We start from the raw sequence: 14,715 nt of genomic DNA, 5'->3' as shown, positions 1-14,715 counted from the left end.
AGCCCATCACTCATTCATTACGCCCTGGAGCGCCCCATGACCCAGTCCCAATACCGCCCCGGCCCCGACGCCAACGGCCTGTTCGGCTCGTTCGGCGGCCGCTACGTGGCCGAAACCCTGATGCCACTGGTGCTGGACCTGGCCCGCGAATACGAAGCGGCCAAGGCAGACCCCAAGTTCCTCGAAGAGCTGGCCTACTTCCAACGCGACTACATCGGCCGCCCCAACCCGCTGTACTTCGCCGAGCGCCTGACCGAGCACTGCGGCGGCGCGAAGATCTTCTTCAAGCGTGAAGAACTCAACCACACCGGCGCGCACAAGGTGAACAACTGCATTGGCCAGGTGCTGCTGGCCAAGCGCATGGGCAAGAAGCGCCTGATCGCCGAAACCGGCGCCGGCATGCACGGCGTGGCCACCGCCACCGTCGCTGCCCGCTTCGGCCTGCCTTGCGTGATCTACATGGGCGCCACCGACATCGAGCGCCAGCAGGCCAACGTGTTCCGCATGAAGCTGCTGGGCGCCGAGATCGTCCCGGTCACCGCCGGCACCGGCACCCTGAAGGACGCCATGAACGAGGCCCTGCGCGACTGGGTCACCAACGTCGAAGACACCTTCTACCTGATCGGCACCGTGGCCGGCCCGCACCCGTACCCCGCCATGGTCCGCGACTTCCAGTCGATCATCGGCAAGGAAACCCGCGCCCAGCTGCAAGAGAAGGAAGGCCGCCTGCCAGACAGTCTGGTTGCCTGCGTCGGTGGCGGCTCCAACGCCATGGGCCTGTTCCATGAGTTCCTCGAAGAGCCAAGCGTGCAGATCATCGGCGTCGAAGCTGGTGGCCATGGCGTGCACACCGACAAGCACGCCGCCAGCCTGAACGGCGGGGTACCGGGCGTGCTGCACGGCAACCGCACCTACCTGCTGCAGGACGAAGACGGCCAGATCACCGACGCCCACTCGATTTCCGCCGGCCTGGACTACCCGGGCATCGGCCCGGAGCACGCCTACCTGCACGAAGTGAAGCGTGTCGAGTACGTCAGCATCACCGACGACGAAGCGCTGGATGCGTTCCACGCCACCTGCCGCCTGGAAGGCATCATCCCGGCCCTGGAAAGCTCCCACGCACTGGCCGAAGCGATCAAGCGCGCACCGAAGCTGCCCAAGGACCACCTGATGGTCGTGTGCCTGTCGGGCCGCGGCGACAAAGACATGCAAACCGTCATGAACCACATGGCCGCCCAGGAGAAACAGGCATGAGCCGTCTTGAACAACGCTTCGCCGAGCTGAAGGCCGAAGGCCGCTCGGCACTGGTCACCTTCGTCACCGCGGGCGACCCGGGCTATGACGCCTCGCTGCAGATCCTCAAGGGCCTGCCGGCAGCCGGTGCCGACGTGATCGAACTGGGCATGCCGTTCACCGACCCGATGGCCGACGGCGTGGCCATCCAGCTGGCCACCCTGCGTGCCCTGGAAGCCGGCCAGACCCTGGCCAAGACCCTGCAGATGGTTCGCGAATTCCGTGTGGACAACCAGGCCACACCGATCGTACTGATGGGCTACTACAACCCGATCCACCGCTTTGGCGTGGAAAAGTTCGTGGCCGAAGCCAAACAAGCGGGTGTCGATGGCCTGATCATCGTCGACCTGCCGCCAGAGCACGACGCCGAACTGGCGACCCCGGCCCAGGCTGCGGGTATCGACTTCATCCGCCTGACCACCCCGACCACAGACGACGCGCGCCTGCCGCGCGTGCTGGAGCGCAGCTCCGGGTTCGTCTACTACGTGTCGGTGGCCGGTGTCACCGGCGCCGGCTCGGCGACCACCGAGCACGTGACCGAAGCCATTGCCCGCCTGCGTCGGCATACCGATCTGCCGATCAGCGTTGGTTTCGGCATTCGTACGCCGGAGCAGGCTGCGGCCATTGCCCGCCTGTCGGACGGCGTGGTGGTGGGCTCGGCACTGGTCGACAAGATTGCCCAGGCCAAGAGTGCCGAGCAGGCAGTCAACGATGTATTGAGCCTGTGCTCGGCACTGGCTGAAGGGGTGCGCGGCGCCCGCCGTTGAACCGCGTCGCCTTCATCGCCGGCAAGCCAGCTCCCACAGGTACAGCGCCGCCCTCAGGCCCTGTGATATCCCTGTGGGAGCTGGCTTGCCGGCGATGAGGCCGGTACAGACAATGAAGATCTAACCCCCGAAAATCGACAGATCCAGCGGCCGCACAGCCCCCATCCAGATCGCATGGTCACGGTGGTCCGCCAGTTCATCACCGGTCAGCGGGTGCATGAACACCACCAACCCCTTCCGATACAGCGCCAACCACGGCAGCACCACCCCCACAAACTCCGGCTCGAAGGCCAGCTGGCAGCTCCAGTCCGGATGCGGCCCCACCGGTTTCTGGTGCATGCGCCCCATGGTCACGGGAAACAGCCGCGCCGCCTCCTCGCACAGTTCACGGGCCTGGTCCATGGTCGCTGCGTCGTAGTAAACGTGGGCGTGGTAACCCTTGATCCTCTGCACGATAACTCCTGATTGCGGTCCAACCATCACCACCTGCAAAGGGAGTGATGCAGTGAAAAACGCCGAAACCCCAGTGTTCAAACTGGTCCTGTTCGGGCCTGAAAGCAGCCTGGGCAACGCCCTGATGGTAGAGCTGCTGTCGCGCCAGCACGAAGTCACCGCCGTGGTCGACGACCTCAACCGCCACGCGCCGCGCCCCGGCCTGCATTTCAAGATAGGCGGGCTGGGCGATGCCAACCAGGCGGAGCAGGGCGCGGCAGGCGGGTCGGCAGTAATTGCCCTGTTGTCGACGCTGGCGCCGGGCGATCTGCCCGGGCAAGCCCGCATGAGCGAGGCGCTGGTGGCGGGGCTGAAGCGTACGACTATACGCCGGCTGCTGCTGGTGGGCGATTTCGATGTGCTGGATGAGCCGGGCAAGTACAGCGAGGCGGAGCGGGAGTGTGTGGACCAGGTGGTGGACGGGTTACAGCGCAGTGCGTTGCACTGGACGCTGATCAATGCCCCGCAGGAACTGGCCGGGTTGGGGATGGAGCATTTTCGCAGCACCGAAGGTACGCTGGAGCCGGGGTTGGCCGAGCCGTTGCGGCACCTGGCCAGGGTCGCGGCAGGGATGGTGGATATGCTGGAGCTGGATTTGCACCGGGGCGAGCATCTGAACTTCGTGGTCTAGATTGCCGGGGCTGCTGTGCAGCCCATCGCGACACAAGGCCGCTCCTACACGGGCCGGCGTGGGCAGTACCTTTGTAGGAGCGGCCTTGTGTCGCGATGGGCCGCAAAGCGGCCCCAAAATCTCAAAGGCTACGCTCTTGCTCCAGCCAATCCACAAACCGCTCGATCAACGCCCCACGCCGCTTGCGTGGTGGCAGCACCGCGTAATACCCGCGCGCCGAGCGCAAACTCCCCTCCAACGGCCGGCACAGCAACCCCTGCTCCACCAGCCCATCCACCAGGTGCCCCCAGCCAATCGCCACCCCTTGCCCGGCAATCGCCGCCTGGATCAGCAACGTATAGTTATCAAACCGCAACTGCCCGGCCGGTGGCGGGCTGGCCACCCCAAACCCGCGAAACACCCCCGCCCAGTCAAACCAACGGCTAGCCTGCTCGCCCTTCAAGTGCAGCAAGGGCAATCGTTGCAAAGCCACGGCTGACAAGGGTTTGCCATGAATCAGCCGGGGGCTGCACACAGGGAAAACCTCCTCATCGAACAGCCAGCGGCTCTCGCCCTGGTGAAAACGCCCGTCGCCAAACAGCACCGCCACATCGATGTCCGGTCGCAACATGCCCTGGCTGCGCTCACCGGTCACCAGGCTCACGTCCACCTGTGGATAAGCCTCGTGAAAACGCTGCAGCCGTGGCATCAGCCAGAACGCCGCAAAGGCGAAGTCGGTAGCCACCTGCAGCACTTCGCGCTGGCCGCGCCCACTGGCCTGGGCGATGCCGTCCTCCATGGCCTGCAGGCCCTGATGCACCTGTTCGAACAGCACCTGGCCAGCCTCGGTCAGCTCGATACCCCGGTAAATGCGGTCGAACAGGCGCGTGCCCAACTGTGCCTCCAGCCGTTTGACTTGCTGGCTCACCGCTGGCTGCGTGGTACCCAGCTCCAGCGCCGCAGCGGTAAAGCCGCGCAACCGCGCGGCGGCCTCGAACACGCGCAAGGTATCCAGCGACAGCTCGGCAAGGTGGTCAAACATAAGTGTGGCTAATCCCAGTTATTGCCCGCCATGGGCTTTACCCATGTTATCCACAGTCGCATCTTGATAGGCAAGCGGTTCGCATAACCCTCAACGATGGAAGCCACCATGACGCGCCCGAATATCCTGTTCATCATGGCCGACCAGATGGCCGCGCCCTTGCTGCCGATCTACGCCTCTTCGCCGATCCAGATGCCGCACCTGAGCCGCCTTGCCGAACAGGCGGTGGTGTTCGACTCGGCCTACTGCAACAGCCCGTTGTGCGCGCCGTCGCGCTTCACTCTGGTCAGCGGCCAGTTGCCCAGTCGCATCGGCGCCTACGACAACGCCGCCGACTTCCCCGCCGATGTGCCGACCTACGCCCACTATCTGCGCCGCCTTGGCTACCGCACCGCGCTGTCGGGCAAGATGCACTTCTGCGGCCCGGACCAGCTGCATGGCTACGAAGAACGCCTGACCAGCGATATCTACCCCGCCGACTACGGCTGGGCGGTGAACTGGGATGAACCGGACGTGCGCCCGAGCTGGTATCACAACATGTCCTCGGTACTGCAGGCCGGCCCGTGCGTGCGCACCAACCAGCTGGATTTCGACGAGGAGGTGGTGTTCAAGGCGCGCCAGTACCTGTACGACCATGTGCGCGAAAACGATGGCCGACCGTTCTGCCTGACCGTGTCGATGACCCACCCGCACGACCCCTACACCATCCCCCGGCGCTATTGGGATCGCTACGAGGGTGTGGATATCCCCATGCCCCGCGCCGAATTCGACCAGGCAGAACTCGACCCGCACTCGCAGCGCCTGCTGAAGGTCTACGACCTGTGGAACAAGCCGCTGCCTGTGGACAACATCCGTGACGCCCGCCGTGCCTACTTCGGCGCCTGCAGCTACATCGATGACAACATCGGCCTGCTGCTGCAGACCCTGGAGGAATGCAACCTGGCCGACGACACCCTGATCGTGTTCTCCGGCGACCACGGCGACATGCTTGGCGAGCGTGGCCTCTGGTACAAGATGCACTGGTTCGAGATGTCGGCGCGGGTGCCGCTGCTGGTGCACGCGCCGAAGCGCTTCGCGCCAGCCCGGGTCAGTGCCTCGGTGTCTACCTGCGACCTGCTGCCGACCTTGGTCGAGCTGGCCGGAGGTGCTGTGGATAACCACCTGCACCTGGATGGCCGCTCGCTGGTCGGCCACCTGCAAGGGCAGGGCGGCCATGACGAAGTGATCGGCGAATACATGGCCGAAGGCACCGTCGGCCCGCTGATGATGATCCGCCGCGGGCCGTACAAGTTCGTGTACAGCGAAGACGACCCATGCCTACTCTATGACCTGAGCCGCGACCCGCACGAGCGGGAGAACCTCACCGGCAGCCCGGAACACCAGGCGCTGCTGCAGGCATTTGTCGATGAAGCACAGCAACGTTGGGATATCCCCAGCCTGCGCCAGCAGGTTCTTGCCAGCCAGCGGCGCCGCCGCCTGGTGGCCGAGGCGCTGGCCATCGGCAAGCTGAAAAGCTGGGACCACCAACCGCTGGTGGACGCCAGCCAACAGTACATGCGCAACCACATCGATCTCGACGACCTCGAGCGCAAGGCACGTTATCCACAGCCCGCCCCCCTGGATTGAGAAAAGAGGCCGCCATGCACAAGTTCTCCGCCGCCGTGTTCGCCCTGGCCCTGAGCCTGGGTACCGCCACGGCCCACGCCGCCGACAGCGACGCGCAATGCACCACCGTGAAGATGGCCGACCCCGGCTGGAGCGACATCGCCACGACCAACGCCTTGGCCCGCCTGCTTCTGGAAAGCTTGGGTTACCGGGTGAAAATCGACAGCCTGGCCGTGCCGATCATCTACGGCGGCCTCAAGGATGGCCGCGTCGATGCCTTCCTCGGCAACTGGATGCCGGCACAGCAGGGCTTTCATGAGAAGTTCATCGCCAACGGCGATGTGCAGCAGCTTTCACGCAACCTGGAAGGAACCGAGTTCACCCTGGCAGTGCCCGACTATGTGTGGAATGCCGGGGTGAAGGATTTTGCCGACTTGCAGAAACACGCCGACCAGTTCGACAAGAAGCTGTACGGGATCGGTTCCGGGGCACCGGCCAACCTGTCGTTGAAGGAAATCATCGACAAGAATGAATTCAACCTCGGCCAGTGGAAGCTGGTGGAGTCCAGCGAGCAGGCGATGCTGGCGCAGGTCGACCGGGCGGTGAAGAAACAGCAGTTCATCACCTTCCTCGGCTGGACCCCGCACCCGATGAACGTGAAGCTGAAGATGCATTACCTGAGCGGCGGGGAGAAGTGGTTTGGCAGCAAGGGCGAGGTGTATACCCTGACCCGCAAGGGTTATCCACAAGCCTGCCCGAATGCGGCCAAGCTGCTGGGCAACCTGAAGTTCACGCTGGACATGGAAAACACCATCATGGCCGAAGTTGTGGACAAGAAGATCAGCTTCGATGATGCGGCCAAGGCTTGGCTGAAGGCGCACCCCGAGTTGCTGGAAGGGTGGTTGGCCGGGGTGACGACCAAGGCCGATGGCAATGCGCTGGAGGCCGTCAGCGCGAAACTGTAGTCTCGCACCAACGCGAACCCTGTGGGAGCGGGTTCACCCGCGAATGCGTCGGTAGATTCACTGCAGCATTCGCGGGTAAACCCGCTCCCACAGGGGACAGTGCAATTTCAGGATTGTGGATAACCCATGCATCGCCTCACTCACCTGCTGCCCTTCCTCTCCTGGCTCCCCCGCCAATCGGGCCGCAGCCTGCGCCAGGACCTGCTGGTGGGCCTGAGCGGTGCAATCCTCGCCCTGCCGCAATCCATCGCCTATGCCCTGATCGCCGGCCTGCCGGCCGAGTACGGGCTGTACGCCGCCATCGTGCCAGTGCTGATCGCCTGCCTGTGGGGCTCGTCCTGGCACCTGATCTGCGGCCCGACCGCTGCCATCTCCATCGTCCTTTACGCCAGTATCAGCCCGCTGGCCGTTGCCGGCAGCACCGACTATGTCACCTTGGTGCTGCTGCTGACCTTCGTCGGCGGCATCTTCCAGTTGCTGCTGGGGCTTTTGCGCTTCGGCGCACTGGTCAATTTCGTCTCCCATTCCGTGGTGCTCGGCTTCACCCTGGGCGCCGCTGTCGTCATTGCCCTGGGCCAGCTGCCCAACCTGCTGGGCATAGACCTGCCAAGCCAGGCTACGGCGTTGAAGACCGTGCAGGACCTGGCCAGCCATGCCGGCGAGGTCGACCTGCCGTCCTTGATTCTGGGCCTGGCCACAGTAGTGATCGGCGTGGGCTTCAAGCTCTGGCGCCCACGCTGGCCCAGCCTGTTGATAAGCCTGATTTTGGTAAGCCTGCTGGCCTGGCTGCTGCCCGGGTTCTTTGGCCATGTGCCGCGTGTGCCGGCATTCACCGGCCAGCTGCCACCCTTCAGCCCGCTGCCCTTGCTGGATGTGGAACTGATCCTGCGCCTGCTGCCCAGCGCCGTGGCAGTGGGCATGCTCGGGCTGGTCACCAGCCTGTCGATTGCCCGCTCATTGTCGGCACGTTCGGAGCAGTTGATCGACGCAGACCAGGAAATACGCGCACAGGGCCTGTCGAACATCGTCGGTGCGTTTTTCTCCGGTTACCTGTCTTCCGGCTCCTTCACCCGCTCCGGGCTGAGCTACGACGCCGGCGCCCGCTCGCCCATGGCCGGGGTATTCTCGGCGCTGTGGGTGGCGGTGTTCGCCGTTGCCGGGGCCGGTCTGATCGCGCACCTGCCGATTCCGGCCATGGCCGGCAGCATCCTGCTGATCTGCTGGGGGTTGGTGGACCACCGGGGGATTCGTGCGCTGTTCCGGGTCAGCCGCTCGGAGTTTCTGGTAATGGCGCTGACGGCGGCAGCGACCTTGTTGCTGGAGCTGCAGACGGCGATCTATGCCGGTGTGCTGGCGTCGCTGTTCTTCTATCTGAAGCGCACCTCGCGGCCACGGGTGCAGCAGAGCCGTGAAGGGGAGGCGGACGTGCTGCGGGTGGGCGGGTCGATCTTCTTTGGTGCGGCGCATTACCTGCAGGTGCGCTTGCAGCGCTGCCAGGGGCCGCATGTGGTGATCGATGCGCGGCAGGTGAACTTCATCGATTACTCGGGTGTGGATATGTTGCACCGCGAGGCGCGGCGGTTGCGGCGGGCGGGGGGGAGTCTGACCCTGCACCGGGCCAGGCCGCAGGTGATCGAGGAGTTGCAGAAGCTGGAAGGGGTGGAGCTTTGTCCGATCCGGTTTGAAGAGTGATGTTGGGTTGAGATTTTTGGGGCTGCTGCGCAGCCCATCGCGACGCAAGGCCGCTCCTACACCGACCGCGCAATGCCTGCTGACGCGGTCCCCTGTAGGAGCGGCCTTGTGTCGCGATGGGCCGCGCAGCGGCCCCAACAATCTCAGCCCCGAGCCAGCTGCCGGCGCAACTCAGCCAACACTGGCGCCGTATCCGGCCGCACCCCACGCCAGATAAAGAAAGCCTCAGCCGCCTGCTCAGCCAGCATCCCCAGCCCATCCAGCACCTTGGCCGCCCCCAGCTTCTCGGCCCATTGGCAAAACGGCGTAGGCTCCTTGCCATACATCATGTCGTAGCAAACCGTGCGCCCCGCCTCGACCAGGCTGTCGGCAATCGGCGGCAACTCACCGGCCAGGCTCGCCGAGGTGGCATTGATGATCACATCCACCGGCTCCTGCAACCAGGCAAACCCGCTGGCTACCACCGGCCCCAGCTCATCGAACTCACGCGCCAGCTGCTCGGCCTTTTCCACAGTCCGGTTGGCAATCACCAGCGACTGCGGCTTGTGCGCCAGGATCGGCTCCAGCACGCCACGCACCGCGCCACCAGCACCCAGGATCAGAATGCGTTTGCCCGCCAGCTCGACCCCGGCATTCACCGTCAGGTCGCGCACCAGGCCAGCGCCATCGGTGTTGTCGCCCTGCAGGCTGCCATCGGCCAGCTTGCTCAGCGTATTCACCGCGCCAGCGCGCTGGGCACGCGGGGTCAGGCTGTCGCACAGGCGGAAGGCCTCTTCCTTGAACGGCACGGTGACGTTGCCACCGCAGCCTTGCTTGAAGAAGCCGCGCGCGCAGTCGCTGAACTCGTCCAGCGGCGCCAGCAGGGTGGCGTATTCCAGGTCCTGGCCGGTCTGTTCGGCGAACAGGCGATGGATCAGCGGCGACTTGCTGTGGCCGATGGGGTTACCAAAAACGACGTACTGGTCCATGACGGCTCCTTGATTATCCACAGGCTTACTGGCCGAGCCAGTCGCGGTCCTGCAGGAAGTACTCGGTCAGGCGTGCTTCTTCGCTGCCGGGCGCGGCCTTCCAGTCGTAGCCCCAGCGCACCTGCGGCGGCAACGACATGAGGATGGACTCGGTGCGGCCACCGGACTGCAGGCCGAACAGGGTGCCACGGTCGTAGACCAGGTTGAACTCCACGTAGCGGCCACGGCGGTATTCCTGGAACTCGCGCTGCTGCGGGGTGTAAGGGGTGTCCTTGCGGCGCTGGATGATCGGCAGGTAGGCGTTGACGTAGGCGTCGCCGATGGCGCGGATGAAGGCGAAGCAGGTGTCGAAGTCCCACTCGTTCAAGTCATCGAAGAACAAGCCACCGATGCCGCGTGGCTCGCCACGGTGTTTGAGGTGGAAGTAGCGGTCGCACCAGGCCTTGTAGCGGGGGTACACGTCGGCGCCGAACGGCGCACAGGCCTGCTCGGCCACACGGTGCCAGTGGATGCAGTCTTCTTCATTGCCGTAGTACGGGGTCAGGTCGAAGCCGCCGCCGAACCACCAGACAGCCTCTTCACCTTCCTTTTCGGCGATGAAGAAGCGCACGTTGGCGTGGGAAGTGGGCACATGCGGGTTGTGCGGGTGGATCACCAGCGACACGCCCAGGGCCTCGAAGCCACGGCCCGCCAGCTCGGGACGGTGGGCACTGGCCGACGGCGGCAGACCGGCGCCGAACACGTGGGAAAAGTTGACCCCGCCTTTCTCGATCACCTTGCCATCGCCGATCACCCGCGTGCGGCCCCCGCCACCGGCTTCGCGCACCCAGGCGTCCTCGACGAAGCGGGCGCCGCCGTCTTCAGCTTCGAGGGCAGAGCAGATGCGGTCTTGCAGGTCGAGCAGGTAGGCTTTCACGGCCTCGGTGCGGCTAGTCATCGGGTCACCAGGAACGGGCAGGGAAGAATTCGCCGCGTAGCATACCACCCCCAGCCCGCGCGCCGCAGTTGACGGCGATCAAGCAAAGGCGTCCGATAGAAGGCCTTTCCCGACCCATACGACAGGAGTGCGAGATGGCCAAGCGTATCCAGTTCAGCCAGCATGGCGGCCCGGAAGTGCTGCAGTTTGTGGAATTCGAACCTGCCCCGCCAGGGCCACAGCAGGTGCGTGTGCGTAACCATGCGATCGGCCTGAACTTCATCGATACCTACTTCCGCAGCGGGCTGTATGCACCGCCATCCCTGCCTTCGGGGCTGGGCACGGAAGCGGCTGGCGTGGTCGAAGCCGTGGGCGAGGGCGTGACCCGGCTGAAAGTGGGTGACCGCGTGGCCCATGCCGGCGGCCCGCTGGGCGCGTATAGCGAGGTGCATACGCTGCCGGAAGCCAACCTGGTGAAGCTGCCCGACAACATCAGCTTCGAGCAGGCAGCGGCGGTGATGCTCAAAGGTTTGACCGTGCAGTACCTGCTGAAGCAGACCTATGAGGTGAAGGCGGGTGACGTGATCTTGTTCCACGCAGCAGCTGGCGGCGTGGGTTCGTTGGCGTGCCAGTGGGCCAAGGCCTTGGGCGCCAAGCTGATCGGGACCGTGAGCTCTGCCGAGAAGGCCGAGCGGGCCAAGGCGCTGGGGGCGTGGGCGACCATCGACTACAGCCGTGAAGACGTGGCCCAGCGGGTGCTGGAGCTGACCGACGGCAAGAAATGCCCGGTGGTGTATGACGGTGTGGGTGCCGACACCTGGCTGACCTCGCTGGACTGCCTGCAGCCGCGCGGGTTGATGGTGAGCTTTGGCAATGCCTCGGGGGCAGTGAGCGGGGTGAACCTGGGGATTCTGGCGCAGAAGGGCTCGCTGTATGTGACCCGGCCCACGTTGGCGACCTATGCCAACAATGCCGAGAATACCCAGGCCATGGCCGATGACCTGTTTGCGATGATTGGCAGCGGCAAGCTAGTTGTGGATATCCAGCAGCGGTATCCGCTGAGTGAGGCGGCCAAGGCACAGGCGGAGCTGTCGGCGCGCAGGACTGTCGGGTCGACTGTACTGATCCCCTGAGCCCACTCCCACAGGTACTGCGTCGGCCTTGAACAGGGCGCTATGCCTGTGGAGGACGGGTGGTTGGTATCGACTCGATACCATCGAGAATCGCCTCCACCAATCCCTCCGCCAGTTCAATGGAATGCAGGCTCGACCAATACATGCCACGGCCTTCTTCGCGCAGGTACTCGAGGGCTTTCGAACCCGTTTCGTAGGCGCCTCGCAGATACAGAGCTACATGAACCAAGGCGTCCTCGGCGGAAATGTTCGGGTTTACGGTGAACAGCGGTTCGTGGCCGGCATCGCAGCGGCCGAAGGGGCGAGTAGAGGTGCAGGGAAGCGGTGGATCGGGGACTATTTTCTTCATCATTGGAAAATGCTCCTCATTGCCGCCACCAATCACTACCACGTGAATGGGTGGCGACTGTACGCGAGGTGGTAGACCCGGGCATTTTCCAATCCAGGCAGGCTCGAAAGCCTCCCACGCACAGTCACCATAGACTGCCATGGAAAAAATGCATCCGGGCTACCACACCCGATCGCCAAGGTATTCAGCGACGGATGAAGCCTAGAGACACTGGTTCCCACTGAGAAGGTGATGGCAGAGGACGCGGCTCGTAGGATATTTCCCAAGCCGCAAGCTGGACAGCCATTCGAGACAAAATCAGAAAAATCTGCGGGGTTCTGGGGCCGCTTTGCAGCCCAATCGCCGGCAAGCCAGCTCCCACACCGACCGCGCCGATTTCAAGTCATGTGCAGTACCTGTGGGAGCTGGCTTGCCGGCGATCGAGGGCGAAGCCCTCGCCAGCGGTATCAGCCCGGGCGAACGACTTCGCCAGTCACCAGGTCACGAATCACACTCGGGTTCTTCCTTCCACCCAACGCCCCACCCAGCACCAGATCCAGCTGGCCATGGAAGTACTGCTCCACCCGCAACCGGGTCTTCGCCGCCGGGCGCCCGCCCGGGTTGCACGAGGTGGAAATCAATGGCCCCACCAACGCACACAACTCACGCACCAACGGGTGGTCGCTGACCCGCAGCGCCACGGTGTCATGCTCCCCGGTCACCCACTCGGGCAACAGATCCTGGTGCGGTACCAGCCAGGTGTTCGGCCCCGGCCAGGTGCTGCCCATGCGGTCGATCCAGTCTTCGGGGAAATCCTCGAACAAGAAGTCGAACTGGCGGATGTTGTCGGCTACCAGGATCAGGCCTTTATCCACAGGCCGCGACTTCAGCGCCAGCAGGCGATACACCGCATCCTCGTTCCACGGGTCGCAGCCCAGGCCCCAGACCGCTTCCGTCGGATAGGCGATCACTGCGCCCGCCCGGATCTCACGTGCGGCTTGTTGCACACGAAAACTGCTCACCATTTTTGTTACTCCGCCTATATACCTTGCTTGTGAGCAGTGTACTTAGCCCGCGCGGGCAAACCAACGCCCGGCTTCATTGCTGACCCGGCCTTCCAGCTCCAGTTCGGTCAGCTGCGCCAGCACGTCGGCCAGCGGCAGCTCGCTGCAGTGGGCCAGGCTTTCGCTGGTTTGTGGCGCAGCATGCAGCAGGGCGAGCAGGGGATGGTCGAATTTATCCACAACCGCAGGCGGCAGGTTCTGCCAGCCCTGCAGGCTTTCCAATATCTGCTCCACGCTCTCCACCAGCAGCGCGCCGTCACGGATCAACTGGTGGCAGCCCTTGGCACCGGGGTGGTGAATGGAGCCCGGTATGGCATACACCTCGCGGCCTTGCTCGGCAGCCAGGCGTGCGGTGATCAGCGAACCACTGGCCAGGCTGGCCTCGACCACCAGCACGCCCAGCGACAGGCCACTGATGATGCGATTGCGCCGCGGGAAATTGCCAGGCAGCGGCCCGGCATCCAGCGGGTACTCGGAAACCAGCGCGCTACCGTTGTCGATCATCGCTTGCGCGAGCGACTTGTGGCGCTGTGGATAAAGTTTTTGCAACCCCGTACCGAGCACGCCAACCGTGCCCCCACCAGCCTGCAATGCGGCCCGATGAGCGGCACCGTCGATGCCCACGGCCAAGCCGCTGGTAATGGTGAAACCGGCCTGCGCCAGGTAGCGGGAAAATGCCGCAGCAGTATCGAGCGCCGGGGGTGAAGCACGCCTGCTGCCCACAATTGCCAGCTGTGGGCGCTCGAGCAAGGCCGGGTTGCCAGCGACGAAAAGCAGCGGAGGGGCATCGTCGATTTCCGCCAATAGTGGCGGGTAGCCAGGGCCGTCCCACATCAGTAAATGCTGGCCCGGGCGCTCTAACCAGGCCATTGCAGCCAGTGCGCCCTCACGTACTTCGGCACTGCGCCGGGCATCGATGGTGGCCTGTGGTATGCCCAATGCGCGCCACGCGCCGGCCGGTGCGCACAGTGCCGAAGAGGCACTGCCAAAGGCCTCCAACAAGGTGTTAAAACGACGCAATCCCGTTTCCGGCAGCCGGTGCAGGCGTAATCGCGCCTCCAGTTCGGCAGGTGGAAGAGGCGACGAATGGTAAGTCTGCATGGGGATCATCCTTGATCGAATTGGGGCCATCGACGTGGCACAAACTGTGGATAACTTTGTTGATAACGCTTTGACAACCTGTCCATCGAATGGGCTATAAGCGGCCCTTGAAAACCCTAGCCGAGCTTTGCCAGGTGCTGAAATCCCCGTTTCCCTTTATTATGTGTGCTCAGTTTTCAACCGAACGCACAGTGACTGCCTGACCTTATGGCCATCTTGAACATTCTCGAATTCCCGGACCCGCGCCTGCGCACCATCGCCAAGCCGGTGACGGTGTTCGACGACGCCCTGCGTCAGCTGATCGACGACATGTTTGAAACCATGTACGAAGCCCCTGGCATCGGCCTGGCCGCCACCCAGGTCAACGTGCACCAGCAGGTCGTGGTCATGGACCTCAGTGAAGACCGCAGCGAGCCGCGCGTCTTTATCAACCCCACGGTCGAAGAACTGACCCACGACATGGGCCAGTACCAGGAAGGCTGCCTGTCGGTACCTGGCTTCTACGAGAACGTCGACCGCCCGCTGCGTGTGCGGGTCAAGGCCCAGGACCGCGACGGCAAGCCGTTCGAACTGGAGTGCGAAGGCCTGCTGGCGGTGTGCGTGCAGCACGAATTCGATCACCTCAACGGCAAGCTGTTCGTCGACTACCTGTCGCAGCTCAAGCGCGACCGGATCAAGAAAAAGCTGGAAAAGCAGCACCGCCAGCAAGCCTGATCCCCACCTTCCAGAAGGCTTGCTC

At 64.1% G+C, this 14,715-nt stretch carries 15 protein-coding genes; 8 read left to right on the top strand and 7 right to left on the bottom strand.

The annotated features are described in order from the left end of the window. Nucleotides 1–36: 36 nt before the first annotated feature. Both trpB and trpA read left to right on the top strand, forming a co-directional pair. Nucleotides 37–1,254 carry a tryptophan synthase subunit beta gene (trpB, locus tag CAG46_RS03235; RefSeq protein WP_015268451.1) on the top strand — a complete coding sequence of 406 codons (1,218 nt, stop codon included), beginning with the start codon at nucleotides 37–39 and terminating at the stop codon, nucleotides 1,252–1,254. After that, nucleotides 1,251–2,060 (top strand): tryptophan synthase subunit alpha, encoded by an 810-nt coding sequence (gene trpA, locus CAG46_RS03230; protein WP_015268450.1) that lies wholly within the window; start codon nucleotides 1,251–1,253, stop codon nucleotides 2,058–2,060. The genes trpB and trpA overlap by 4 nt, the downstream gene beginning before the upstream one ends. Nucleotides 2,061–2,180: 120 nt before the next feature. On the opposite strand, the gene CAG46_RS03225 is transcribed toward trpA, so the two are convergent. Beyond that, nucleotides 2,181–2,513, bottom strand: a complete 333-nt coding sequence (locus tag CAG46_RS03225; protein ID WP_013970278.1) for a DOPA 4,5-dioxygenase family protein — start codon at nucleotides 2,511–2,513, stop codon at nucleotides 2,181–2,183. 52 nt (nucleotides 2,514–2,565) lie between these two features. On the opposite strand from CAG46_RS03225, the gene CAG46_RS03220 reads away from it, so the two are divergent. Further along, a complete protein-coding gene (locus CAG46_RS03220) occupies nucleotides 2,566–3,183 on the top strand; it encodes an NAD(P)-dependent oxidoreductase (RefSeq protein ID WP_085616055.1) in 618 nt (205 codons plus the stop codon). Between the two features lie 121 nt (nucleotides 3,184–3,304). Here CAG46_RS03220 and CAG46_RS03215 read toward each other — a convergent pair whose 3' ends face one another. Further along, a complete protein-coding gene (locus CAG46_RS03215; protein WP_025337194.1) occupies nucleotides 3,305–4,204 on the bottom strand; it encodes a LysR family transcriptional regulator in 900 nt (299 codons plus the stop codon). A 108-nt stretch (nucleotides 4,205–4,312) separates the two neighbouring features. Here CAG46_RS03215 and betC point away from each other — a divergent pair, with 108 nt between their 5' ends. From betC to CAG46_RS03200, 3 genes are all read left to right on the top strand, one after another. Then, nucleotides 4,313–5,830, top strand: coding sequence for a choline-sulfatase (betC, locus tag CAG46_RS03210; RefSeq protein ID WP_085616053.1), 1,518 nt, complete (start codon nucleotides 4,313–4,315; stop codon nucleotides 5,828–5,830). Between the two features lie 14 nt (nucleotides 5,831–5,844). After that, nucleotides 5,845–6,774 carry a choline ABC transporter substrate-binding protein gene (gene choX / locus CAG46_RS03205; protein WP_085616051.1) on the top strand — a complete coding sequence of 310 codons (930 nt, stop codon included), beginning with the start codon at nucleotides 5,845–5,847 and terminating at the stop codon, nucleotides 6,772–6,774. A 126-nt stretch (nucleotides 6,775–6,900) separates the two neighbouring features. Then, nucleotides 6,901–8,466, top strand: a complete 1,566-nt coding sequence (locus CAG46_RS03200) for a SulP family inorganic anion transporter (protein ID WP_085616049.1) — start codon at nucleotides 6,901–6,903, stop codon at nucleotides 8,464–8,466. Between the two features lie 143 nt (nucleotides 8,467–8,609). Here CAG46_RS03200 and aroE read toward each other — a convergent pair whose 3' ends face one another. Both aroE and hemF read right to left on the bottom strand, forming a co-directional pair. Next, entirely contained in the window at nucleotides 8,610–9,434 is an 825-nt protein-coding gene (gene aroE, locus CAG46_RS03195) for a shikimate dehydrogenase (protein WP_085616047.1), read from the bottom strand. A 25-nt stretch (nucleotides 9,435–9,459) separates the two neighbouring features. Next, nucleotides 9,460–10,371 carry an oxygen-dependent coproporphyrinogen oxidase gene (gene hemF, locus CAG46_RS03190; RefSeq protein ID WP_019098072.1) on the bottom strand — a complete coding sequence of 304 codons (912 nt, stop codon included), beginning with the start codon at nucleotides 10,369–10,371 and terminating at the stop codon, nucleotides 9,460–9,462. A 134-nt stretch (nucleotides 10,372–10,505) separates the two neighbouring features. Between hemF and CAG46_RS03185 the strand changes: the two genes are divergently transcribed. Beyond that, nucleotides 10,506–11,483, top strand: coding sequence for an NADPH:quinone reductase (locus CAG46_RS03185; protein ID WP_085616045.1), 978 nt, complete (start codon nucleotides 10,506–10,508; stop codon nucleotides 11,481–11,483). A gap of 40 nt (nucleotides 11,484–11,523) precedes the next feature. On the opposite strand, the gene CAG46_RS03180 is transcribed toward CAG46_RS03185, so the two are convergent. The 3 genes from CAG46_RS03180 to dprA all read right to left on the bottom strand — a co-directional run bounded on the left by CAG46_RS03180 (nucleotide 11,524) and on the right by dprA (nucleotide 13,976). Next, entirely contained in the window at nucleotides 11,524–11,835 is a 312-nt protein-coding gene (locus tag CAG46_RS03180) for a hypothetical protein (RefSeq protein WP_013970269.1), read from the bottom strand. A 443-nt stretch (nucleotides 11,836–12,278) separates the two neighbouring features. Then, the gene (locus CAG46_RS03175; RefSeq protein WP_085616043.1) at nucleotides 12,279–12,836 is read right to left on the bottom strand and encodes an L-threonylcarbamoyladenylate synthase; all 558 of its coding nucleotides are present in this window, start codon (nucleotides 12,834–12,836) and stop codon (nucleotides 12,279–12,281) included. Nucleotides 12,837–12,878: 42 nt separating this feature from the next. After that, nucleotides 12,879–13,976, bottom strand: a complete 1,098-nt coding sequence (gene dprA / locus CAG46_RS03170; protein ID WP_075046836.1) for a DNA-processing protein DprA — start codon at nucleotides 13,974–13,976, stop codon at nucleotides 12,879–12,881. Between the two features lie 207 nt (nucleotides 13,977–14,183). On the opposite strand from dprA, the gene def reads away from it, so the two are divergent. Continuing rightward, complete coding sequence (gene def, locus CAG46_RS03165) at nucleotides 14,184–14,690, top strand: peptide deformylase (protein WP_054884415.1); 507 nt, start codon at nucleotides 14,184–14,186, stop codon at nucleotides 14,688–14,690. The last annotated feature ends 25 nt before the right edge of the window (nucleotides 14,691–14,715 follow it).

The sequence above is a fragment of the Pseudomonas sp. B23(2017) genome (assembly GCF_002113725.1).
Classification (GTDB): Bacteria; Pseudomonadota; Gammaproteobacteria; order Pseudomonadales; family Pseudomonadaceae; genus Aquipseudomonas; species Aquipseudomonas putida_Z.
Note: the sequence above shows the minus strand (reverse complement) of the source record. Positions and strands in the feature narration are given on the sequence as shown.